The organism is Ensifer sp. ENS07 (assembly GCF_014852185.1).
Taxonomy (GTDB): Bacteria; Pseudomonadota; Alphaproteobacteria; order Rhizobiales; family Rhizobiaceae; genus Ensifer; species Ensifer adhaerens.
This window is the reverse complement of the sequence record NZ_JACVBE010000004.1, coordinates 19410-41230: the sequence shown is the minus strand read 5'-3', so window position 1 is coordinate 41230 and position 21821 is coordinate 19410. Positions and strand designations below refer to the sequence as shown.

The following is a 21821-nucleotide window of genomic DNA, read 5'->3' as shown; positions in this document are numbered from 1 at the left end:
CCCGGCGCTCTATAGTGGTTTGATATCGCTTTGGCGAGTCTTTGCGCGCGCAGCGGGGTCAGCTTCTCCAGCGGCGTCCTTCCGTTGCCACACCGAAATCCCTCGGCGTGCGGGCAAAAGCGGCCAAACCGGAGAGCGCCGCCATCGGGTGAATGACGGCAAAGGTGGGGATCGTCCGCATCAGCGCCGAGTGCGGCGCCTTGTCCTCGAACGCAGCACGGAAGGGCGACTTCAAGAGCGCCGGCAGGATCTTCTGCGAGATGCCGCCCGCCAGAAAAACGCCGCCACGCGCCATGAAGATCAGCGCCATGTCGCCGGCGACCCGCCCGAGATAGGTCGAGAACAGCGAGATGGTCTCGATCGCCGCCCTGTCGCTGTCGGCCAGTGCGTGCGTCGTTACTTCCGCGGGGTCCGTCAGAACCGGGTCAACGCCATCGGCGGCGCAGACCGCGCGGTAAAGGTTCATGATGCCGCGGCCGCAGAGGATCTGCTCGCCGGCCATGCGGCCTTCGATCGGCTCGAGAAAGGGCCAGATCTGGAAGTCGCGCTCAGTGCGCGGACCGATATCGACATGTCCGCCTTCGCCCGGCACCGGGAACCAAGTGTGCTGGGCAAAGACGAGACCGCCGACGCCAAGGCCCGTTCCCGGACCCAGCACGACGCGGGAGGTCAGCGGCCGAATGCTGCCGCCGCCGATCTGCACCAGATCCTCATCCGCCGGAGCGGCGACGGCAAGCGCCTGCGCCTCGAAGTCGTTGATGATGAGCACGTCTTCGAGGCCGAGGCTCGAAAGCATGTCCTTCGGCCGGATCACCCAGCCGGCGTTGGTCAACGGAATTTCGTCGCCCCGAATCGGACCAGCGACCGCCAGGATCGCCGAGCGCGGCTGCACGGAGGTCTTGTCGAGAATGCTCTTCTGCAGCGCCTCCTCGATCGTCTCGAAATCACCGGTCTTGATCGGCGGCAGCTGCTTCGGGTCGGCAAAAGCGTCGATGAGCAGGGCGAAGCGCGCATTGGTGCCGCCGATGTCGCCGATCAGGATCGGAAAAGGAAAGCTGTGTTCACTGGTACCGGACATCGCAAGATCCATCCTGATCGTCATCTTGGGTTGCTGAACTGTCTATCAGACAGAACGGGATGAGGAAAAGTGCGGGAGGATTTCAGTAGCATCTGCCCGCCGGGAGCCCGCATCATCTGGGGTTCAGGTCGATCAACTGCTCGGCCGTTGCACGATTGAGCGCCATCGGAATGTCGTAGACGATGGCGAGGCGCATCAGCGCCTTGACGTCGACATCGTGCGGCATGGCGGTCAGCGGATCGACGAAGAAGATCAGCAGTTGCACTTCGCCGGTGGCGATCATCGCGCCGATCTGCTGATCACCGCCGAGGGGGCCGCTTTTCAGCCGGGTGATATCGAGGCTTGGGCAGACGTCGAGGACGCGACCGCCGGTCGTGCCGGTGGCAACGATCCGCCAGTCAGCCAGAACCGTCTCGTGCGCCTTGGCAAAGTCCGCAAGATCGTCCTTCTTCTGATCATGCGCGATCAGCGCAACACATTTCCGATCCGCCATGCCGGGCCCCGCATCAATATTTAAATCGATTTGATTGCCCTATACATGAGCGCCACGGGAATGGGAAGGCTGATGCCTCCCCGCCCCGCTCGTGTGTCCTTAATCCTACTGCAGCGTCGGACGCGCCATTGGTACGGGGATATCGGCCGGAGGGACATCACCGGACGCACCGATCACCTGCTCGATGCTATCGTTCGCTGCGGCCGGCGCGGCAGCCCGGTAGGCCGTGCCAAAAGTGGCGGCGGCTTCCGAGGCCGGCGCCGGGCCGTTCAGGACCAGAGCGCAGGCCTTCGGCAAATCGGCAAGCGTCGTCACCTTCGGCTTGACCGGCTTCGCGTTCGGCTTCTTCGTCGGCTTCGCCCATGGCTCGTCGGTGAACCACCAGGCCAGCGACTTGTCGCAGCCGTCGCCCGCCGGCACTTCCGCCTGATCCTTGCAGGTCGAAGCGCCGGCGGGGCACTTGATGCGGATGTGGAAGTGATAGTCGTGGCCGTAGATCGGCCGGACCTTGCCAAGATTCGTGCGGTCGCCCGTCCAGGTATCGCAGAGCTTCTTCTTGATCGCCGGATTGACGAAGACGCGCTCCACCTGCGGGTAGCTCGCCGCCAACATGATCAGCTGCGCGTGCTTCGGCGTCCAGATCGAACGGTCGACCGTCAGGAATTTGTTCTTCTGCAACATCGAGGTGGCGGAGATGTCCTCGCGCTCGCGATAGGTAAGCGTGCGTTGCGGCATCGGCGTCAGCCAGATATCGGCATCGAGCCCGATCTGGTGCGAGGCGTGGCCCGACAGCATCGGCCCGCCGCGTGGCTGCGAGATATCGCCGAGCAACAGGCCCGGCCAGCCGACCTTGTCGGCGGCGTCGTGGGAAAACTGCTCGATCAGCGCGATCATCTGCGGATGGCCCCAGCGGCGGTTGCGCGACAGCCGCATTGCCTGCCAGGTCGGCCCGTCGGTCGGGATGGCGACACCGCCGGCTAGGCATCCCTTCGCATAGAAGCCGTAGGAATTTGCCGCCATCTCGGCAGGCAGGGCCTTGGCGCCGAAAAGCGCCTTGGCCGGCGTTTCGTCCGCCGCGGCGTTGTCGGCGATCAGGAGGCTTGTTCCGAGCAGCAGCGCAAGAAACGCCGAGCCGCAACGTCGAAATGGAGCAATCATTGAATTTCGTCCCGTTTGTCTCGCGGCGAGCGGCGCCGTTGTGCGGCATGCCTCTCCGGCGAACCCCGATCCTAAGGCCCCGTCTTTGCCTCAGCCTTACGCGTTACATGCTTGTGAATCACCGGGATGTGACTCAAAAATTTGGCCTGATTTGCGGCAGTGCCTGTCATTTGCCCTGATTTCGCCTATGCTCTCGCAAAAGAAGATTGAAATATAAGGGGTACCGGCTGGATGCCAAACTTCTGCAGGACCGTGAAACCTGGCCTCGCTGCCTCGCTACTGACAGCGGCGTTCCTTCTCCTCCCTCCTGCAGGCAATGCCCAAGAACAGCCCGTCTGGCGCTACGGAACATCGTCAATCGGTGAACTGAAATACAAGCCCGATTTTGCGCGCTTCGACTACGTCAATCCTGACGCTCCCAAGGGTGGAGAGCTGCGCCTGTCGGAGAGCGGTACATTCGATACCTTCAATCCGATTCTCTCCAAGGGCGAGGCGGCGAGCGGCGTAACCTCGCTCGTCTTCGATACGTTGTTGAAATCGGCCGAGGACGAGATCACAACCGCCTATGGGCTGCTGGCCGAGGGCGTTTCCTATCCCGACGATATTTCCTCCGCGACGTTTCGCCTGCGCGCCGAGGCCAAGTGGGCTGACGGCAAGCCGGTGACGCCGGAGGACGTGGTCTTTTCGTTCGAAAAAGTGAAGGAACACAATCCGCTTCTGTCCAACTACTACCGCCACGTGGTTTCGGCGGAAAAGACTGGCGACCGCGACGTCACCTTCCGCTTCGACGAGAAGAACAACCACGAAATGCCGAACATCCTCGGCCAGTTCCCCATCGTGCCGAAACACTGGTGGGAAGGCGAGGACGAGAAGGGCAACAAGCGCGACATCAGCCGCACGACGCTGGAGCCGGTGATGGGCTCAGGCCCCTACAAGATTGCGTCGTTCCAGGCCGGCGGCTCGATCCGCTTCGAACGCAGGGACGACTATTGGGGCAAGAGCCTCAACGTCAATGTCGGGCAATATAATTTCGGCGTGATCAGCTATGCCTTCTTCAGCGACAGGAACGTGCAGTTCGAAGCCTTCCGCGCCGGCAACGTCGATTTCTACCAGGACAACAGTGCCAGTCACTGGGCGACCGCCTATGACTTTCCGGCGATGAAGGATGGCCGTGTGGTCCGCGAGGAGATCGAGAACCCGCTGCGCGCAGCCGGCATCATGCAAGCCTTCGTGCCGAACATGCGCCGCGACAAATTCAAGGATCAGCGCGTGCGCGAGGCGCTGAACTACGCCTTCGACTTCGAGGATCTGAACCGCAACCTCGCCTACAACGCCTTCCAGCGTGTCGACAGCTACTTCTGGGGCACCGAGCTTGCCTCCAAGGCTTTGCCGGAAGGACGCGAGAAGGCCATTCTGGAGGAACTGAAGGACAAGGTTCCTCCAGAAGTCTTCACCGCGCCCTACGCGAACCCGGTCAACGGCGACCCACAGAAGGTGCGCGACAACCTGCGCAAGGCGCTGGCGCTGTTCAAGGAGGCGGGCTACGAACTCAAGGGCAACCGCCTGGTCAACGTAAAGAGCGGCGAGCCCTTCAGCTTCGAATTGCTCTTGGCCAACCCCTCGTTCGAGCGCACCGTCACGCCGTTCATCAACAGCGTGAAGAAGATCGGCATCGATGCGCGCATCCGGACCGTCGACGATTCGCAATACACCAACCGCGTCCGAAGCTTCGACTATGACATGATCTACGGCATCTGGGCGCAAACACTGGTTCCCGGCAACGAGCAGATCGACTACTGGGGTTCGGCTTCGGTCAATCAGCAGGGATCGAGAAACTATGCCGGCATATCCGATCCGGCGATCGACGAACTCATCCGCAGGATCATCTTCGCGCCCAACCGCGACGAACTGGTGGCAACAACACGGGCCCTCGATCGCGTTCTTCTCGCCCATCACTTCGTGGTTCCGCTGTTCTACTCGCGCTCGGTTCGCGTGGCTTACTGGAACCAGCTCGCCCGTCCGCAGGAACTGCCCTACTACGGAATAGGCTTTCCGGACGCGTGGTGGTCGAAAAACGCCTCCCCCAAATGAAGTCCTTGCACTCGAATGGCGTCTCGATTCCAAATGCAAAAAAACGAATCACTGAAACAAGCCCCGATCCGGGCCTGACAGCCGCAAGGAGACACAGGGATTGAGACACCATAGACGGCTTGCCGACGCTTCGCCGGTCCGGGCCACCGCCCACACGTCGATCGAAAGGCCCGCCTGATGGGTGCCTACATCCTGCGCCGCCTGCTTTTGATGATCCCGACGATCTTCGGGATCATGGCGATCTCCTTCATCGTGGTGCAATTCGCGCCCGGCGGCCCGGTCGAGCAGGTGATCTCGGACCTGACCAATGCCGGCGGCTCCGATCGCCTGTCGGGCAGCAGCGGCGACCTGATGCAGGCCGGCGGCGACGAAGGCGGGCGCTATCGCGGCGCTCAAGGGCTTGACCCGGAGTTCATCGCCAAGCTCGAAAAGCAGTTCGGCTTCGACAAGCCGCCGCTCGAACGCTTCGCTACCATGATGTGGAACTATCTCCGCTTCGATTTCGGCGAGAGCTTCTTCCGCAACACCTCGGTGATCGATCTGATCAAGGAGAAGATGCCGGTCTCGATCTCGCTCGGGCTGTGGATCCTTCTATTCTCCTACGCGATCTCCATCCCGCTCGGCATCAAGAAGGCCGTATCCGACGGTTCGGCCTTCGACGTCTGGACCTCGGGCATCATCGTCATCGGCTACGCCGTGCCGAGCTTCCTCTTCGGCATCCTGCTGATCGTCGTCTTTGCCGGCGGCTCGTTCTTCGACTGGTTCCCGCTGCGTGGTATCGTCTCCGACAATTTCTGGGATTTGCCCTGGTGGCAGAAGATCCTCGACTACATCTGGCACATGACGCTGCCGCTGATCACGCTGCTGCTCTCGGCCTTTGCGACGACGACGCTGCTCACCAAGAATTCCTTCATCGACGAAATCAAGAAGCAGTATGTAACGACGGCACGGGCCAAGGGCCTGACCGACGGCCAGGTGCTCTATGGCCACGTCTTCCGCAACGCCATGCTGATCATCATCGCCGGCTTCCCCGGCGCCTTCATCTCGGCCTTCTTCACCGGCTCGCTTTTGATCGAATACATCTTCTCGCTCGATGGCCTCGGCCGGCTCGGCTATGATTCGGTCGTCAAGCGCGACTATCCGATCGTCTTTGCCACGCTCTTCATCTTCTCGCTGATGGGCCTGCTCGTCAGCCTGCTGTCGGACCTCATCTACACCTGGGTCGATCCGCGCATCGATTTCGAGCGGAGGGACGTCTGATGGCAAGCCTCGCAACGTCCCCGACCGCTGTGGCGCCGCGTGGCTGGTTGTCACCGGTCAACCAGCGCCGCTGGCAGAATTTCAAGGCGAACCGACGCGGCTACTGGTCGCTTTGGCTGTTCCTGGCGCTGTTCGGGCTCAGCCTGGTCGGTGAACTGATCGCCAACGACAAGCCGATCATCGCCTCCTACAAGGGCGAGCTTTTGTTCCCTGTCGTCATCGACTATCCGGAGGAAAAGTTCGGCGGCTTCCTGGCCGAGACCGACTATCGCTCCGACTTCATCCGCGACGAGATCGAGGCCAATGGCTGGATGATCTGGCCGCCGGTGCGCTATTCCTACCAGACGGTCAATTCCAACATCCCGCATTCGGCGCCGACCAAGCCGTTCTGGCTGATGGACAAGGAAGAGCGCTGCTCCGCCTACCCTGACAAGACCAACGACCGGAACTGCATCGTCGGAAACCTCAATTGGCTCGGCACCGATGACCAGGCCCGCGACGTCTTTGCGCGCATGATCTATGGCTTCCGCATATCGGTGCTCTTCGGCCTGACGCTCACCATCGCCTCGGCGGTGATCGGTGTCACCGCCGGCGCCATCCAGGGTTATTTCGGCGGCTGGACCGACCTCCTGATGCAGCGTTTCATCGAGATCTGGTCGTCGATGCCGGTGCTCTACATTCTCCTGATCATCGCCGCGATCCTGCCGCCAGGCTTCTTCATCCTGCTTGGTATCATGCTCTTGTTCTCCTGGGTCGGTTTCGTCGGTGTCGTGCGCGCCGAGTTCCTGCGGGCTCGCAATTTCGAATACGTCAACGCGGCACGCGCGCTCGGCGTCGGCAATGGCACGATCATGTATCGCCACCTCCTGCCGAACGCGATGGTGGCGACGCTGACCTTCCTGCCCTTCATCCTCTCTGGCTCGATCACGACGCTGACTTCGCTCGACTTCCTCGGCTTCGGCATGCCGCCGGGATCGCCCTCGCTCGGCGAGATGATCGCCCAGGGCAAGTCCAACCTGCAGGCGCCCTGGCTGGGGCTGACGGCCTTCTGCGTCATGTCGCTGATGCTGTCGCTGCTGATCTTCGTGGGCGAAGCGACGCGCGATGCCTTCGATCCGAGAAAGACGTTCCGGTGAGCGCGACGATGACAGATCCAATCCTCTCCGTCCGTGACCTTTCCGTCGCCTTTCACCAGGGCGGCAACACCTCCGTTGCCGTCGACCATATCTCCTTCGACATCAGGCGCGGCGAGACCGTGGCGCTTGTCGGCGAATCCGGTTCGGGCAAATCGGTCTCGGCCAACTCGATCCTGAAGCTCTTGCCCTACCCGTCCGCCAGCCACCCGAGCGGCGAAATCGTCTTCAACGGCAAGGACCTGCTGAAAGCCAGCGATGCGGAGCTGCGCCACGCCCGCGGCAACGACATCACCATGATCTTCCAGGAGCCGATGACCTCGCTCAACCCGCTGCATTCGATCGAGCGGCAGATCGGCGAGATCCTCGAACTGCACCAGGGGCTGGAGGGTGCAGCGCGGCGCACGCGCATTCTCGAGCTGCTCAACCAGGTCGGCATCCGCGAGCCGGAGAAGCGGCTGAGCGCCTATCCGCACGAGCTCTCGGGTGGCCAGCGCCAGCGTGTGATGATCGCGATGGCGCTCGCCAACCGACCGGAACTCTTGATCGCCGACGAGCCGACGACCGCACTCGACGTCACCGTGCAGGCACAGATCCTCGAGCTGTTGAAGACGCTCAAGGATGAGCACGGCATGTCGATGCTGTTCATCACCCATGACCTCGGCATCGTGCGCAAGATCGCCGATCGGGTCTGCGTCATGACCAAGGGCAAGATCGTCGAAACGGGACCGACCGCCGAGATCTTTGCCAATCCGCAGCATGCCTACACCCGCCATCTGCTCGCCTCCGAGCCGAAGGGCAATCCGCCGCCGTCTGACGCGTCAAAGCCGATCGTGATGGAAGCCTCTGAGATGAAGGTGTGGTTCCCAATCAAGGCGGGATTCCTGCGCAAGGTGGTCGATCATGTGAAGGCCGTCGACGGCATCGATCTGAAGCTGCGTGCAGGCCAGACACTCGGCGTCGTCGGCGAATCCGGCTCCGGCAAGACGACGCTCGGGCTTGCGTTGACGCGGCTGATCTCGTCGAAGGGTCGCATCGCCTTCATCGGCAAGGACATCGACCGCTACAGCTTCAACGAGATGCGGCCGCTTCGAAACCGGATGCAGATCGTCTTCCAGGATCCCTACGGCTCACTCAGCCCGCGCATGTCGGTGGCCGATATCATCGCCGAAGGCCTGAAAATCCACGAGCGCTCCCTATCCGACAACGAGCGCGACGCCCGCGTCGCGGCGGCGCTCGAAGAAGTGGGCCTCGATCCCGCGACCCGCTGGCGCTATCCGCACGAGTTCTCCGGCGGCCAGCGGCAGCGCATCGCCATTGCCCGCGCCATGGTGCTTAAGCCGCAATTCGTGATGCTCGACGAGCCGACCTCGGCGCTCGACATGAGCGTGCAGGCGCAGGTGGTCGACCTCCTGCGGGACCTGCAGAGCAAACACGACCTCGCCTATCTGTTCATCAGCCACGACCTCAAGGTCGTGCGCGCCCTTGCCAACGAGATGATCGTGATGCGCATGGGCAAGGTGGTGGAGCAGGGCCCGGCCGAACGCATTTTCAATGCCCCGAGCCAGGACTACACGAAGGCGCTGATGGCTGCCGCCTTCAACCTCGAAGCCGTCAACTTGACCGCGATCCGCCAATAGGTGCCCGAATGTCCGCAAAAAGCCCCGTCATCGTCGATCTGAAGTTCATTCCGGAGGAGGTCGAGGCGGCGCTTCGCGGGGCCTTCCCGGATCGCGAGGTGATCAACCGCGCCGATGCCGTGCACCACAACCGCGACCTCTCGGGCATCGACTATGCGGTCGTCTGGAAGTCGGCACCGGACCTCTTCGAAAGGGCACCGGACCTCAAGGTGGTGTTCTCCGGCGGCGCCGGCGTCGATCATGTGCTTACGCTGCCCGGCCTTCCCGAAGTGCCGCTCGTGCGCTTCGTCGACCAGACACTGACGACGCGCATGAGCGAATGGGTGGTCATGCAGTGCCTCATGCACCTGCGCCAGCACCGCACCTACGAGGCGCAGGCGGCGAAACGCGAATGGCGCGACCTGACCCAGCCAGAAGCCGCCGACATCACCGTCGGCATCATGGGCATGGGCGTGCTTGGCCAGGACGCCGCCCGCAAGCTCTCGGCCATGGGCTTCAAGGTCATCGGCTGGTCGCGCAGCAAGCGCGACGTCGCCGGCATCGAGACCTTTGGCGGCAACGAACTCGACAGCTTCCTGGCACGCAGCGACTTCCTTGTCGGCCTGCTGCCGCTGACGCCGGACACCCGCGGCATTTTCAACCTGCGCCTGTTTGCAAGGCTCAGCCGTAACGGCCCGTTCGGCGCGCCTGTCTTCATCAATGCCGGCCGCGGCGGTAGCCAGCTCGAAGCGGACATCCTGAAGGCGCTCGACAGCGGCGTGCTCGCTGGTGCCTCGCTCGACGTTTTCGAGCAGGAGCCGCTTGCCCAGGACAGCCGTTTCTGGACCCTGCCCAACGTCTACGTCACACCGCACGTGGCGGCATCCTCCGACGTCAAGGCCCTCTTCCGCCATGTGGAGCAGCAGATCGCCCGCTTCGAAGGCGGACAGGCGCTCGAACACGTCGTCGACAAAGTAGCCGGCTACTGATCCAGCGAAAGCGAGGTGCGACGCTTGCCACGCCGAGCCTCCTGGCAGAGACGCAGCGTCGCATTCTGCGACGTGAACGGGTGTTTTGCCTTCATCGGCTACGATTGCGGAGGCTCGCGCCCCCCCTACGCTCCGTTTGCGGGCGCTCAGGGACGGCGGTAGCCCGTCGGCTGCTCATAGAGCCAGCCAATCCGCTCGATCGAGGCCTCCAAGCCCTCTCGCGCAACCGTCATCGTGTGACCGTTGGCGTGGATCAGGGTTTCGTCGTCCTCCATCAGCGCGACGTGCCCTTTCCAGAAGACGAGGTCGCCGCGTGTGAGCTCTTCGCGCCCAATCGGCGTTCCCAACCCCGTCGCCTGCATGTCGGAATCGCGCGGCGCCTGCCTGCCGACCATCATCATCGACAATTGCACAAGGCCGGAGCAATCGATGCCGAAGCCGGAACGCCCACCCCAGAGATAGGGTGTTTCGACGAAGCGGGCAGCGACCGAGACATAGTCTCCCGGCACAACACTGCCGACCTCGATGCAGTGATTGGCGATGACCGCCTGGCCGCCGTCGAGCAGAAAGTAGCGCGTGCCCCTCGTTTCGCGTTCATCGACAACCGTCAACCGGCTGCCCATCGACAGCGGATAGACCGTCGGGAAACGCAGATCATGGCCGGTATAGACGAAAGTGCGCGGCGCCGTCACGATATGGGTCGGGCTCTTGACCACCGGCGCAAGGCAATACTCCGGAAGATAGCCGACATAGCCGTCGAGATCGGCCTTCACCCAACACCAGCTTTCGTTGGTGTCGAGTACCCGAACGGATTCGCCGAGCAGCAGCTCGGTGTCGGTGCCGCAGGCGAGATCGGGCTTGGCCCGCAGGGGCGCAACCGGAACAGAGATGCGCGCAACGCTTCCCTCGACGTAGCGTTCGGCTTGCACGACACCGCGTAGCCGGCTCTCTGCGAGGTCGGGGCGATAGGCGTTCAGGCGGCGATCGGGCGGTGTCGACATGTCTACTCACTTCAGCTGCTTGCGGCCCTGATCAATGATCAGGTCACCGAATTTTTCAAGATAGAGAGCACCCTCGACTGTCCTTTTGATGACGACGTTGCGGCGATCACGCTCGTCGCGGGTGCGATCGACTAGTCCAAGCGCTCCCATGGTGTCGAGCGCGCGGGTGATGACCGGCTTGGTGACCCCAAGCGTCGCCGCCAATCCACGCACGGTGTGCGGCGGCGGCACGAGGTAGATGTGCAGCAGGATCGCCAGCTGCCGCAAGGTCAGGTCGCGGCTGTCGACGCGAACCTGGGCGAGCGACACCGAATGCCAAAGCCCGAGGGCCTGGGAGGGCGTTAGCTCGATCGGCAATGGCGGCTCCTACGCGTGATACTGATCCGCCACGATAGCGGCGGATCGTTACGCAAGCGTTTCTTTGCCGGTTACGCCTGGTTGCGGTTACCTCGTCATCTTCTGGACGTGCTGGTAAAGCGCACGGATTGCCTGCGCCTCCCCGCCAACCGTCGAATGCGGGCGCTCGGACGGAGCCCAGCCGAAGATATCGAAATGGACCCAGCTCTTGGCGTTGGTGACGAAGCGCCGGAGGAAGAGTGCCGCAGTGATCGATCCGGCCATGCCGCCCGCAGGCGCGTTGGTGAGGTCGGCGATGCGGGCCGAGACATCCTTGTCATACCCGTTATAGAGCGGCATGCGCCACATCGGATCGTCGACCTCGAGGCTTGCTTCCGTCAGATCGTGGGCCAGATCGGCATCGTCGGTGAAGAAAGGCGGCAGATCCGGGCCGAGCGCGACGCGCGCGGCACCGGTCAGCGTCGCCATGTCGACGAGCAGATCCGTCTTCTCTTCGTCGGCATAGGCGAGCGCGTCGGCAAGGATCAGCCGGCCTTCGGCATCGGTATTGTCGATCTGCACCGTCAGGCCCTTGCGGCTGCGATAGATGTCGCCGGGCCGGAAAGCATTGGCGGAAATAGAGTTTTCGACCACCGGCACGATGACGCGCAGATCCACCTTGAGCTTGGCGTCCATGATCATCAGCGCCAGGCCAAGGACGTTGGCGGCACCGCCCATGTCCTTCTTCATCAGCAGCATGGAGGCCGACGGCTTGATGTCGAGACCGCCGGTATCGAAGCACACGCCCTTGCCGACGAGCGTTACCTTCTTGTGGCCCTTCTTGCCCCAGCGCAGCTCCAGCAGGCGCGGAACCTCGGCGCTGGCGCGGCCGACGGTGTGAACCAGCGGGAAGTTCTGCGTCAGCAGCGCTTCGCCGGTTATGACCGAAACATCGGCCTTGTAGTGGGCGGCAAGCGCGCGGAACGCGCCTTCGAGCGCTTCCGGTCCCATGTCGTTGGTCGGCGTGTTGATGAGGTCACGGGCGAGGAACACGCCAGCGAGCTGGCGCTTGATGTCGGTCGCGTCCGCATCGGCGGGGATGAGCAGCGTCGGCGGTTCGCCCTTGGCGGACTTGTAGCGCTCGAACCGATAGGAGCCGAGGCCGTAGCCGAGCGCCAGCCGGTTGGCCGTCAGCGGTGCCGTTTCGATATGCCATTTGCCGGCCGGCAGCGCCCGCGCCAGCTTGCCTGCGAGGAACGGCGCTTCCGACGGGTTGCTGCCGAGGCCGAAGAGCGCGCCGCCAAGATGGCCGTCGGCGGACGGGATCAACAGCACCGCGCCGGACTCGGCCGTAAAGCCTGCCTTGCGCGCCCAGTCCAAAGCGATCGGGTCGATCGTCCCCGTCTCGATATGCGCCGGCGTGACGGCGAAGATCGGCAGGGTCTTGCCGGCGCTGGTGTTGAACGGCGACGGCCGCTCGATGAACTGATAGGGAGCCATGAAAGTCCTCGGCTGACAGAGATGGAATCGCGCCATTAACGCTCTGTTAGGGTTAACAGATTATTGCTGGAGTGAAAGTTGCGCCGGTGTTGTCTGAAGTTCAGGTGCGCGAATGCATGCTGGGGACACACATGGCCAAATATACGACCTCATCCTCGAGACGCGCCCGTTTCTTGCAGGGCGCGGCGATCGCGCTGGTGGCGCTTTCGCTTGCCGGCTGCGCCAACCAGCCGAAGAAGGAGCTGACGACGGGGTCGATCTCCAGAACGTCAAAACCGGTGCAGTCGATGACCGCGCCTGAGCTTTCGGCCGCTGCCGAAAGCATCGGCCAGGCCTATGAAAAGAACCCCAAGGATCGCGAAGCGGGCCTCAACTATGCCAATCTCCTGCGCATGACTGGCCGCAATGAGCAGGCGCTTGCGGTGATGCAGCAGGTCGCGATCAACCATCCGTCGGACCGCGAAGTGCTCGGCGCCTACGGCAAGGCACAGGCCGCCGCCGGTCAGCTCGAGCAGGCGCTTGCGACAATCGGCCGGGCGCAGACACCCGACCGTCCGGACTGGAAGCTGAAATCGGCCGAGGGCGCAATCCTCGACCAGCTGGGCCGCGCCCAGGAGGCGCGACTGCGCTACCGCGAGGCTCTCGACCTCAAGCCGAACGAGCCGTCAGTACTCTCCAATCTCGGCATGTCCTATCTTCTGACCAAGGACCTTCGTACCGCCGAAACCTACCTCAAGTCGGCGGCAAGCCAGCCCGGCGCCGACAGCAGCGTGCGCCAGAACCTCGCGCTCGCCGTCGGCCTTCAGGGCCGCTTCCAGGAAGCCGAGACGATCGCCCGCCAGGAGCTTTCCAGCGAGCAGGCGGAAGCGAACGTCGCCTATCTGCGCTCAATGCTGTCGCAGCAGGGCGCATGGAAAGAGCTCGCCAAGGCCGACGACAAGAAGGTCGCCAACTAAGGCGCGCCGCGTTCTTCAGAGACGCTCTTGGTCCCTCTAGCGCTTCCATCTACCGCTACCGTCATCCGCAAAGTCAGCCGCGCACATTTGCGCGGCATGCCTTTGTCCGCCACCGCGCAAGCGGTTTTCGAACCCATGTTTGTAGAGCGCCGACAGCGGCGCCGCTGCCTAGAATTTGTCGGCGACCTGGATGCCGGCCGGTCCAAGGATGACGGCGACCAGCACCGGCAGGAAGAACAGGATCATCGGCACGGTCAGCTTCGGCGGCAGGGCAGCCGCCTTCTTCTCGGCTGCCGTCATGCGCTGGTCGCGGCTTTCCTGTGCAAGCACGCGCAGAGCCTGGCCGATCGGCGTGCCGTAGCGGTCCGCCTGGATCAGCGCCTGGACCACGGACTTCACCTCTTCGAGGCCGGTGCGCTGCCCGAGATTTTCAAGCGCAACCCGGCGGTCGGGCAGGAACGACAGTTCCGCCGTCGTCAGCACCAGCTCTTCCGCCAGCGGCTGCGACTGCGAGGCCACTTCGTCGGCGACGCGACGCATCCCCAGTTCCATCGACACGCCCGATTCGACGCAGATCAGCAGGAGATCCAGCGCATCCGGCCAGGCCCGACGTATCGATGCCTGGCGCTTGGAGACGGCGTTGGCCACCACGATATTCGGCGCGTAAAAGCCGACATAGGCAAAGCCAATCGCGAAGAACAGCCGTACCATCAGCGGCTTGTCGGCAAAATTGCCGAGCACGAAGATATAGACGAGCGCGACGATCAGGAACAGGAAGGGCAGGCAGAAGCGCGCGAACAGGAAGGTGTTGAGCGCGTTCTGCGAACGGAAGCCGGCCATTTTCAACCGGTTGACCGTGTTGTCGTCGACGAGCGCCGAGCGCAGGTTGAGCCGCTCGACGACCTGCCGGATGGAGGCGTTGTTCTGCCCCCGCAGACTTGCCCTGCCGTTTTGAACCTCGGTGGCAAGCCGCGCGCGCTCGCGCGCCCGGATCTGTTCGCGCTCGGTGGCAACGGACTTCATCCGCTTCCCGAGATCGCCGCGATCGAACAGCGGCACGATCAGCGAATAGAAGGTTGCGAGCACGGCGAGCGAAACCAGAATGGCGACGACGACGTTGGGATCGGTCAGGGTCTTGATCAGGTCAGTGCTCATCGACGCCCCTCAGATGTCGAAGTTGATCATGTTGCGCATCACCCAAATGCCGATGCTCATCCAGAACAGGCCGGCACCGATGATCAGATGACCGCGGGGGTCGGTGAAAAGCACCATCATGTAGGCGGGTGATGTCAGGTAGACCAAAAGCGTGACGATGAACGGCAGGGCGCCGATGATGCAGGCCGAGGCCTTGGCTTCCATCGACATGGCGCTGACCTTCGCCCGCATCTTCCTGCGCTCGCGCAGGACCCTGGACAGGTTGCCGAGAGCTTCCGAGAGGTTGCCGCCCGCCTGCGCCTGGATGGCGATCACGATGGCGAAGAAATTCACCTCCGGCAGGGGAATGCTGTTGACCATACGGGCGCAGGCCTCGGTCACGCTCAGGCCCACCTGCTGGGATTCCACCACGCGGCGAAACTCGGTCTTGACCGGCTCCTGGCCGTCGGCGGCGATGAGGCGCAGTGCGTCGTTCAAGGGAAGGCCCGACTTGATGGAGCGGACCATGACTTCGAGCGCGTTCGGGAATTCCTCAAGGAACTTCTTGCAGCGCCGCTTGACCAGGTAGCCGATGAACCAGCGCGGCAGGCCGAGACCGGCGATCATGCCAAAGCCGACGGCAATGGGGAGCCCGGCGCCCAATATCAGCACGACCAGAAAGGCGAAAAAACCGAAGAGCGCGCTGAACAGATAAAAGCGCCCGATGGAGATCGACAGGTCCGCCTGGGTGAGACGCACCTTCATCGAGGGGGTGGCTTTGGCCGAGCGCTCCTGCTGTTTCTTTTCCAGTTCCTTCAGCGAATCCTGGACGGATTTTCGCCGTTTCGACAGTTCGCTCACGCGGTCGCGTGCGGCCTTCATCTTGGCGCGGTCGGTTTCCGCCACGCTGATCTTGCGCACGCGGCCTTCCGCCTTCTTTTCGCTTTCGATGCGCGAGAACAGCAGGCCGTAGGCAAGCGCCGCCGCCGATATGGCGACGAGGGCCGCTAGCGCCAGAACCGTGATGTCTATCCCGAACATCGCAGCTCCTAGCCCTTGTCCATCGCGTCGAGGGTCGCGGCTAGTCGCTTGTCCTCGTTGAAGTAGCGCGCGCGATCCCAGAAGTGCGGCCGGCCGATGCCGGTCGACATATGGCGGCCGATGATCCGCCCGCCGGCGTCTTCGCCATCGATCTCGTAGCGCATCAGGTCCTGGGTGATGATCACGTCGCCTTCCATGCCCACCACCTCGGTGATGTGGGTGATGCGGCGGGAACCATCGCGAAGGCGGGACGCCTGGATGATCACGTCCACCGATCCGGCGATGATCTCGCGCACGGTCTTTGCAGGCAGCGTATAACCGCCAAGCGCGATCATTGATTCCATGCGGCTCAGGCATTCGCGCGGCGTGTTGGCGTGGATGGTTCCCATCGAGCCGTCATGGCCGGTGTTCATCGCCTGCAGCAGGTCGAAGACTTCCGGGCCACGCACTTCGCCGACGATGATGCGTTCGGGGCGCATGCGCAGGCAGTTTTTGATGAGATCGCGCATGGTGATCTCGCCTTCGCCTTCGATGTTCGGTGGGCGGGTTTCGAGGCGCACGACATGCGGCTGCTGCAATTGGAGTTCGGCCGTGTCTTCGCAGGTGATCACGCGCTCATCCGTGTCGATATAGCGTGTCAGGCAATTGAGAAGCGTCGTCTTGCCCGAGCCCGTGCCGCCCGAAATGACGATGTTGCAGCGGACACGACCGATAATCTGCAGGAGAACGGCGCCCTCTGGCGTGATCGAGCCGAAGCGGACCAGCTGCTCGAGCGTCAGCTTGTCTTTCTTGAACTTGCGGATGGTCAGCGCCGTGCCGTCGATGGCGAGCGGTGGGGCAATGACGTTGACGCGGGACCCGTCCGGCAGGCGGGCGTCGCAGATCGGGCTCGATTCGTCGACGCGGCGGCCGACCTGGCCGACGATGCGCTGGCAGATCGAAAGAAGCTGCGCGTTGTCGCGGAACCGGATTTCCGATTCCTGCACTTTACCGGCGACTTCGATGAAGGTCTGGCCGGCACCGTTGACCATGATGTCGGCGATGTCGTCGCGGGCAAGCAACGGTTCGAGCGGACCGTAACCCAGAACGTCGTTGCAGATATCGTCGAGCAGTTCCTCCTGCTCGGAGATCGACATCGCGAAGTTCTTGATCGTGATGATGTCGTTGACGATATCGCGGATTTCCTCGCGCGCGCTCTCCGTATCGAGCTTGGCGAGCTGCGACAGGTCGATCGTGTCGATCAGCGCGGAGAAGACCTGCGATTTCGTGTCGTAGTAGTCTTCCGTCCGCGCCTGCCGCCGTCTTGCTGGCGGGGCGGGCGTCGGCACTCTGGCGCTGGCGGAGGGCGTATCGGCGAGTACCGGCACGGCGCGCTCGACCACCGGCGCTTGCACCGCAGCCACGATCGGCGGAGGGGCGGAAACCGGGGTGCCGCCGCCTTTGCCGAAGCCTTCGTTTCCGCGCTTGCCAAACATCTGCGTAATCCTACTTCCTATTTCCTGCCGAGCGCTGCAAGCATCTTGCCGAGGCCGCCGCGCCGGGCCTTCTTCATCGTCACGCGGCCGGTCAGAAGATGTGCGAGCTGCGAGAAGGTTTCAGCGGCCGGCGCTTTCTTGTCGATTTCGGCGATCATCCGCCCGCTGTTCGAAGCGTTACCGAACAGAGCCGCGTCGAAGGGAATGATGGCCGCGGCTTCGATTTCCAGCGAATCGCAGAACTCGTTGGCGGCAATCTCCGGCCGCTTCGGCATGCCGACCTGGTTCAGCACCAGGTGGGGCGCCTTGTCGTTGGGGCGCAGCCTCTTCAGGGCGTCGAGCAGGTTCTTGGTGTTGCGCAGGCTGGCAAGATCGGGGATCGCCGTGATCACCACCTCGTCGGCTTCGCCGAGCACGGACCGTGTCCAGTCCGTCCACAGGTGCGGAATGTCGAGAACGGAAACGGGGGCGCTGCGCTGCAGGATCTCGAGGATCGGGTGGAAAGCCCCGGTCTCGAAGTCATAGGCGCGGTCGAGCATCGAAGGTGCCGCCAGCAGCGACAGGTGCTCGGAGCACTTGGTCAGCAGACGGTCGAGAAACACCTCGTCCAGGCGCTCCGGCGCAAAGACCGCCTCGGCAATGCCCTGCGGCGGATCCTGGTCGAAATCGATGTTGGCGGTGCCATAGGGCAAGTCGAGATCGGCGAGAATCGTTTCGGTCGAGAACAGGCTGGAGATGCCCCAGGCACAATTGTGCGCGATCACGGACGATCCGCAGCCGCCCTTCGCACCGATGAAGGCGATGCTTCGCCCCAAGGGTTCGGCATCCGGGTCGACGAAGATCGCCGAAACGGCAGTGAGAATGTCCGGCATCGAAACCGGCGCGACCATGTATTCGGAAATGCCGTTGCGGATGAGTTCGCGGTAGAGCCCGATATCGTTGTGCTTGCCGACGAGGATCACCTTGGTGCTGGGATCGCAGACTTCCGCCAGCGGTGCCAGTTCGGTCAGCAGCGACCGCGGTTCCGTCGCCGTCTCGAGAATGATCAGGTTGGGCGTCGATACGGTCGCGAACATGTTGGCGGCGGCATCGATGCTGCCGCTGTTGATGCGCAGGCTCACCTTCGCCATGCGCCGATCCTGGCCGCACCGCTCCATCAGCCGCAACATCGCGTTGCTTTCGCAAAACGCGTGGATCGAAATCCGCGGCAACGGACGAACCTGCTCCAGATCGCTCATACGCGCATCGAAGGACGGGTCGTCCCCCTCGGTCCCAGTCTCGATCCTGTAATCGATGGTACTCATCTTTTCATCCAGCCGATATCAGTTGAAGGTGATGACCGTGCCGTCCTTCTTCTCGGTTCCACGCCAATCCGTGATCACCTGGCCGCGCTGCTCGGCGTCGATCGGCGACATCTGACGCGGACCGAGGAGGTCCGTCGGGTTGGCAAGCTGGGCCGCCAGGTTCGATTGCGAGGCGCAACCGAAGTTGTAGTAGTTCTTGTTTTCCATGGTGTTGAGGTTCATGTCTTCCGGCCAGGTGCCGCAAGGTCCCGTCTGCGCCGTGATCGCCACATAGCTCAGACGGATAGGGGCCGCGTCGCCATAGGGTCCGGCGTCGTAGCTCGTCTCCAGCAACCTCTTGGCCGGTACGCCGGCATTCACCAGCACGCCGCGGATTTCCCGGCGCATCGCCTGGGCGGCGTGGCTGTTGGCAGCGCCCCGCGGCATCATGATCTGCACGACGCCGCTTGCCGAGTTGCGATAGTCGGCCGCAAAACCGGCGATGACATCGCGCGTGCCCTGAGTAAGACGGCGATCGCCCGAGGCGATCGGGATATCGATGACGCGTTCCCCTTCGGCGAGCACAATCGGATGCCGGGTGCGGTAGTCGTCGGGGATGGAGCCGGTCGCCAGATTGTCCCTCGTGCCGCAACCGGCAAGCAGGGCACCGGCCAGCACCAGGACGGCTGCCCGGCTCGTGCGACGGATGAATGTTCCGGACGGACCTGAGGACATGGCGTTCGGCCTTTCGGAATTCACGTGGAAATCGGTTCGAAGCGTCATGACCCAGCCTATTTGTAGATGAAGCCAACGTTGCCGTGGTAACGGCCTGCCGGAGCGGTCGCTTCCGGCCGTCCGTAAATGCGGTTCACGCGGCCGAGGAAGTAACTGTCGAGATCGTTGGCCGGATTGAAGTTGTCGTCAGGCCGGGAGATCGCGCTTCTGGCAACCGGACGGACCAGATAGGGCGTGGCGATGATGACCAGTTCGGTCTCGTTGCGCACGAAGTCCTTGCTGCGGAACAGCGTGCCGAGGACCGGGATCTTCGAAGCGCCCGGCAGGCCAGACATCGCCTGGCGAATGTTGTCCTGAACCAGGCCGGCGATCACGATCGAACCACCGGACGGCAGTTCGACGCTGGTCGATGCCTCACGCTTGCGGATGCCGAGGAAGGTGTTGCCGGGGATCGCGTTCTTGCCGTTGCCGGTGACGACGGATCCCTCGTAGGTAGGCTCGGAGACATTCGTCTCGATCTTCAGGCTGATGCGCCCGGGGCCGAGGACGACCGGCTTGAAGTTCAGGCGGATACCGTATTCGACATCGTTGACTTCGCGTGTAACCTTTTCCTCGCCGGTCTTGTCATCAGTCGTGACTTCCTGGGTTCCGGGCAGGCGAAACTCGCCGCCGACGTAGAATTTGGCTTCTTGGCCCGAAATCGCCGTCAGGCTTGGCTCAGCCAGCGTCCGCATGACGCCGGCCTGCTCCATCGCGTTGATGTAGCTGGAGATCACCGTGCCGCCGACCGTCTTGTTGATGATCGCGTTCACGCCGACGCCGACCGCATCGCCGAGGTTGGCCGGGTTTCGGAAAGCAATCCCGCTTTCGCCGTCGCCAACACGGCCGTTGAAGCCGAGCTGTTTCAGCACCTGGCGGCTGACCTCGGCCACGGTGACCTTGAGATTGACCTGGTCGTCGCCATCGATGGTCAGGAGATTGACGATCTGCGACACCTGCCGGTCTTCGGCGAAAATATCGGCGTCACCATTGTTGCCCTGGGCCGTGATGTTGCGCGTGGTCGCCTCACCGCCCTGAAGGAAGGCCTTGGCAAGGTCGACGGCACGGGTGGAATCGAGCGGTGTGCGCACGGTGCCGGTCAGTACGATGTTGTCCGAGACGATCTCGACATTGATATCGGCGTCGGGAATGAAGCGGCGCAGGTTGGACTGAAGGCTGGAGACATCGCGCTCGACCTCGATGTCGAGGGAGACGATCTCCTCGCCATTGGGACCGAAGACGAAGATGTTGGTCTGGCCGACCGACTTGCCGAAGAGGTAGATGCGCCGCGACGTACGGGTCACGGCGTCGGCGAGAGACGGGTCGGCAACGAGGATATCATGCGCGTCTGCAGGCAAATCGACGACTACGGCCTTGTTCAAACCGAGGCTGACCTTCTTCTTCACGCCGGGGCCGCTTTCGACGATGCGGACGACCGAGGACGCGCCGGCAAAAGCTTCCGTCGGCGCCGGCAGATACATGCCGGTAACCGCCAGGCAGAATGATAGGCCGGCTGCGACAGACGCCCGAAATTTGTTTCCGCTCCGTTTCACCTTATGCCCCGTTCTCACCTGGTTCCTGCTCGTGTCTGTCATTGCTGCGTCTGGCCGACCGTTCCATCGCCCTTGACGATGGAGCCGGACTTGATGACCTGAATGTTCGGTTGGCCGTCACCGCTCAGCAGATAGTCCGCGGCGTCCGTGTCAGACTCCTGCGCATCGGCGACGCTTCGGAGCGCCAGCGAAATACGTTCCGCCATCTGCTGCGCAACCGTCATCACCTTCGACTGGTCGGGCGTAAGTTCCAGCGTGGCCGTGGTTCCAACCACCGCCTTGGTGCCGTCATCCTTTTCCTCGACCTGCTGGTCGATCGCGAGCACACGCACATTGCTGAGCACGGTTTCGGTCAGGTAGAGTTCGCCGTCACCCTTGCGCACCATGATCACGTCGACGCGGTCGTTCGGCAGGATGAAGCCACCGGCACCGGTTGCGACCGTGATTTCGGTCGCAACGGCGCGCTTGCCCGCCGGCAGCAGCGACGACATGATGCGGCTGGACGAATCTGCCACCTTTTCGTGGCGCACGGGTTCGCCGTTGAAGATCGGCAGACGCACGACCGCGCCGCTCAGATCATCGATCGCGGTCGGCTGATTTTCTTCGGTAATGATGCCATCGACCACACCGTCCTTCGGCCAAGCCATCCATTGGATGCTGTCGCCGCCCAGTCGCGATCCGACGGGCAGGCTCTTGCTGGCGACAAGCACGTTGACGGTGGGGGCACGCTCGACGACCGGTTCAGCCATCTGCGGCGCAGGCGCGCCCGTCAGCCTCATCGCCAAAAGACCGGCCATCGCAGCCGAGAGAACGGCCACTGCCAGTATGATGATGCGAACCGGTTTCATGATTGTTTCCGAGCCCCGAAAAAATGCCAGGCTCAGATTGATCAGGAATTGGTGTAATTATGGTTAACGGATTACTTATGAGCGCAGTTAACGAAAGCT

At 62.9% G+C, this 21821-nt stretch carries 19 protein-coding genes; 6 read left to right on the top strand and 13 right to left on the bottom strand.

Features of this window, described 5'->3' with window-relative positions; translation table 11 throughout:
• Positions 1-58: 58 nt before the first annotated feature.
• The 3 genes from IB277_RS15055 to mepA form a co-directional block, all read right to left on the bottom strand.
• A complete protein-coding gene (locus tag IB277_RS15055; protein ID WP_090296393.1) occupies positions 59-1078 on the bottom strand; it encodes a glucokinase in 1020 nt (339 codons plus the stop codon).
• A gap of 112 nt (positions 1079-1190) precedes the next feature.
• On the bottom strand, positions 1191-1571 hold the full coding sequence (locus tag IB277_RS15050) for a methylglyoxal synthase (protein ID WP_034805003.1): 381 nt from the start codon (positions 1569-1571) through the stop codon (positions 1191-1193).
• A 105-nt stretch (positions 1572-1676) separates the two neighbouring features.
• The gene (gene mepA, locus IB277_RS15045; RefSeq protein WP_090296126.1) at positions 1677-2729 is read right to left on the bottom strand and encodes a penicillin-insensitive murein endopeptidase; all 1053 of its coding nucleotides are present in this window, start codon (positions 2727-2729) and stop codon (positions 1677-1679) included.
• Positions 2730-2960: 231 nt separating this feature from the next.
• Between mepA and IB277_RS15040 the strand changes: the two genes are divergently transcribed.
• The 5 genes from IB277_RS15040 to IB277_RS15020 all read left to right on the top strand — a co-directional run bounded on the left by IB277_RS15040 (position 2961) and on the right by IB277_RS15020 (position 9821).
• Complete coding sequence (locus IB277_RS15040; RefSeq protein ID WP_110818581.1) at positions 2961-4820, top strand: extracellular solute-binding protein; 1860 nt, start codon at positions 2961-2963, stop codon at positions 4818-4820.
• Between the two features lie 177 nt (positions 4821-4997).
• A complete protein-coding gene (locus IB277_RS15035) occupies positions 4998-6080 on the top strand; it encodes a microcin C ABC transporter permease YejB (RefSeq protein WP_034805012.1) in 1083 nt (360 codons plus the stop codon).
• Positions 6080-7216 carry an ABC transporter permease gene (locus IB277_RS15030; RefSeq protein WP_034805015.1) on the top strand — a complete coding sequence of 379 codons (1137 nt, stop codon included), beginning with the start codon at positions 6080-6082 and terminating at the stop codon, positions 7214-7216. The genes IB277_RS15035 and IB277_RS15030 overlap by 1 nt, the downstream gene beginning before the upstream one ends.
• Before the next feature lie 8 nt (positions 7217-7224).
• Complete coding sequence (locus IB277_RS15025) at positions 7225-8853, top strand: ABC transporter ATP-binding protein (protein ID WP_034805312.1); 1629 nt, start codon at positions 7225-7227, stop codon at positions 8851-8853.
• A gap of 8 nt (positions 8854-8861) precedes the next feature.
• The gene (locus IB277_RS15020) at positions 8862-9821 is read left to right on the top strand and encodes a glyoxylate/hydroxypyruvate reductase A (protein ID WP_090296121.1); all 960 of its coding nucleotides are present in this window, start codon (positions 8862-8864) and stop codon (positions 9819-9821) included.
• Between the two features lie 146 nt (positions 9822-9967).
• On the opposite strand, the gene IB277_RS15015 is transcribed toward IB277_RS15020, so the two are convergent.
• From IB277_RS15015 to IB277_RS15005, 3 genes are all read right to left on the bottom strand, one after another.
• Complete coding sequence (locus tag IB277_RS15015; RefSeq protein WP_034805036.1) at positions 9968-10822, bottom strand: NlpC/P60 family protein; 855 nt, start codon at positions 10820-10822, stop codon at positions 9968-9970.
• 6 nt (positions 10823-10828) lie between these two features.
• Positions 10829-11179, bottom strand: a complete 351-nt coding sequence (locus IB277_RS15010; protein ID WP_034805040.1) for a helix-turn-helix domain-containing protein — start codon at positions 11177-11179, stop codon at positions 10829-10831.
• An 87-nt stretch (positions 11180-11266) separates the two neighbouring features.
• A complete protein-coding gene (locus tag IB277_RS15005; RefSeq protein WP_110818582.1) occupies positions 11267-12658 on the bottom strand; it encodes a M17 family metallopeptidase in 1392 nt (463 codons plus the stop codon).
• 131 nt (positions 12659-12789) lie between these two features.
• Between IB277_RS15005 and IB277_RS15000 the strand changes: the two genes are divergently transcribed.
• Complete coding sequence (locus IB277_RS15000; protein ID WP_060609554.1) at positions 12790-13614, top strand: tetratricopeptide repeat protein; 825 nt, start codon at positions 12790-12792, stop codon at positions 13612-13614.
• A 168-nt stretch (positions 13615-13782) separates the two neighbouring features.
• Here the strand turns inward: IB277_RS15000 and IB277_RS14995 are convergent, their stop codons facing one another.
• The 7 genes from IB277_RS14995 to cpaB are packed head-to-tail and all read right to left on the bottom strand — an operon-like array spanning position 13783 to position 21722.
• Positions 13783-14769: a type II secretion system F family protein gene (locus tag IB277_RS14995; protein WP_060609557.1), complete on the bottom strand. Its 987-nt coding sequence runs from the start codon at positions 14767-14769 to the stop codon at positions 13783-13785.
• A 9-nt stretch (positions 14770-14778) separates the two neighbouring features.
• Positions 14779-15789, bottom strand: a complete 1011-nt coding sequence (locus IB277_RS14990) for a type II secretion system F family protein (protein ID WP_060609560.1) — start codon at positions 15787-15789, stop codon at positions 14779-14781.
• Positions 15790-15797: 8 nt separating this feature from the next.
• Positions 15798-17264, bottom strand: coding sequence for a CpaF family protein (locus IB277_RS14985; protein WP_060580522.1), 1467 nt, complete (start codon positions 17262-17264; stop codon positions 15798-15800).
• 17 nt (positions 17265-17281) lie between these two features.
• Positions 17282-18568 (bottom strand): CpaE family protein, encoded by a 1287-nt coding sequence (locus IB277_RS14980; RefSeq protein ID WP_060580521.1) that lies wholly within the window; start codon positions 18566-18568, stop codon positions 17282-17284.
• 18 nt (positions 18569-18586) lie between these two features.
• Positions 18587-19330, bottom strand: coding sequence for a CpaD family pilus assembly protein (locus tag IB277_RS14975; protein ID WP_083523783.1), 744 nt, complete (start codon positions 19328-19330; stop codon positions 18587-18589).
• An 8-nt stretch (positions 19331-19338) separates the two neighbouring features.
• Positions 19339-20916, bottom strand: coding sequence for a type II and III secretion system protein family protein (locus IB277_RS14970; protein ID WP_060609563.1), 1578 nt, complete (start codon positions 20914-20916; stop codon positions 19339-19341).
• Complete coding sequence (cpaB, locus tag IB277_RS14965) at positions 20913-21722, bottom strand: Flp pilus assembly protein CpaB (protein WP_034805067.1); 810 nt, start codon at positions 21720-21722, stop codon at positions 20913-20915. The genes IB277_RS14970 and cpaB overlap by 4 nt, the downstream gene beginning before the upstream one ends.
• Positions 21723-21821: the final 99 nt, after the last annotated feature.

What these genes read in the sequence shown, in the direction of transcription:
- IB277_RS14995 (WP_060609557.1), bottom strand. Translation starts at nt 14,769, where the DNA reads ATGAGCACTGACCTGATCAAGACCCTGACCGATCCCAACGTCGTCGTC.
- cpaB (WP_034805067.1), bottom strand. Translation starts at nt 21,722, where the DNA reads ATGAAACCGGTTCGCATCATCATACTGGCAGTGGCCGTTCTCTCGGCT.
- IB277_RS15055 (WP_090296393.1), bottom strand. Translation starts at nt 1,078, where the DNA reads ATGTCCGGTACCAGTGAACACAGCTTTCCTTTTCCGATCCTGATCGGC.
- IB277_RS14985 (WP_060580522.1), bottom strand. Translation starts at nt 17,264, where the DNA reads ATGTTTGGCAAGCGCGGAAACGAAGGCTTCGGCAAAGGCGGCGGCACC.
- IB277_RS15005 (WP_110818582.1), bottom strand. Translation starts at nt 12,658, where the DNA reads ATGGCTCCCTATCAGTTCATCGAGCGGCCGTCGCCGTTCAACACCAGC.
- IB277_RS15030 (WP_034805015.1), top strand. Translation starts at nt 6,080, where the DNA reads ATGGCAAGCCTCGCAACGTCCCCGACCGCTGTGGCGCCGCGTGGCTGG.
- IB277_RS15000 (WP_060609554.1), top strand. Translation starts at nt 12,790, where the DNA reads ATGGCCAAATATACGACCTCATCCTCGAGACGCGCCCGTTTCTTGCAG.
- IB277_RS15020 (WP_090296121.1), top strand. Translation starts at nt 8,862, where the DNA reads ATGTCCGCAAAAAGCCCCGTCATCGTCGATCTGAAGTTCATTCCGGAG.
- IB277_RS15040 (WP_110818581.1), top strand. Translation starts at nt 2,961, where the DNA reads ATGCCAAACTTCTGCAGGACCGTGAAACCTGGCCTCGCTGCCTCGCTA.
- IB277_RS15050 (WP_034805003.1), bottom strand. Translation starts at nt 1,571, where the DNA reads ATGGCGGATCGGAAATGTGTTGCGCTGATCGCGCATGATCAGAAGAAG.
- IB277_RS15015 (WP_034805036.1), bottom strand. Translation starts at nt 10,822, where the DNA reads ATGTCGACACCGCCCGATCGCCGCCTGAACGCCTATCGCCCCGACCTC.
- IB277_RS14975 (WP_083523783.1), bottom strand. Translation starts at nt 19,330, where the DNA reads ATGACGCTTCGAACCGATTTCCACGTGAATTCCGAAAGGCCGAACGCC.
- IB277_RS15025 (WP_034805312.1), top strand. Translation starts at nt 7,225, where the DNA reads ATGACAGATCCAATCCTCTCCGTCCGTGACCTTTCCGTCGCCTTTCAC.
- IB277_RS14980 (WP_060580521.1), bottom strand. Translation starts at nt 18,568, where the DNA reads ATGAGTACCATCGATTACAGGATCGAGACTGGGACCGAGGGGGACGAC.
- IB277_RS14990 (WP_060609560.1), bottom strand. Translation starts at nt 15,789, where the DNA reads ATGTTCGGGATAGACATCACGGTTCTGGCGCTAGCGGCCCTCGTCGCC.
- IB277_RS14970 (WP_060609563.1), bottom strand. Translation starts at nt 20,916, where the DNA reads ATGACAGACACGAGCAGGAACCAGGTGAGAACGGGGCATAAGGTGAAA.
- mepA (WP_090296126.1), bottom strand. Translation starts at nt 2,729, where the DNA reads ATGATTGCTCCATTTCGACGTTGCGGCTCGGCGTTTCTTGCGCTGCTG.
- IB277_RS15035 (WP_034805012.1), top strand. Translation starts at nt 4,998, where the DNA reads ATGGGTGCCTACATCCTGCGCCGCCTGCTTTTGATGATCCCGACGATC.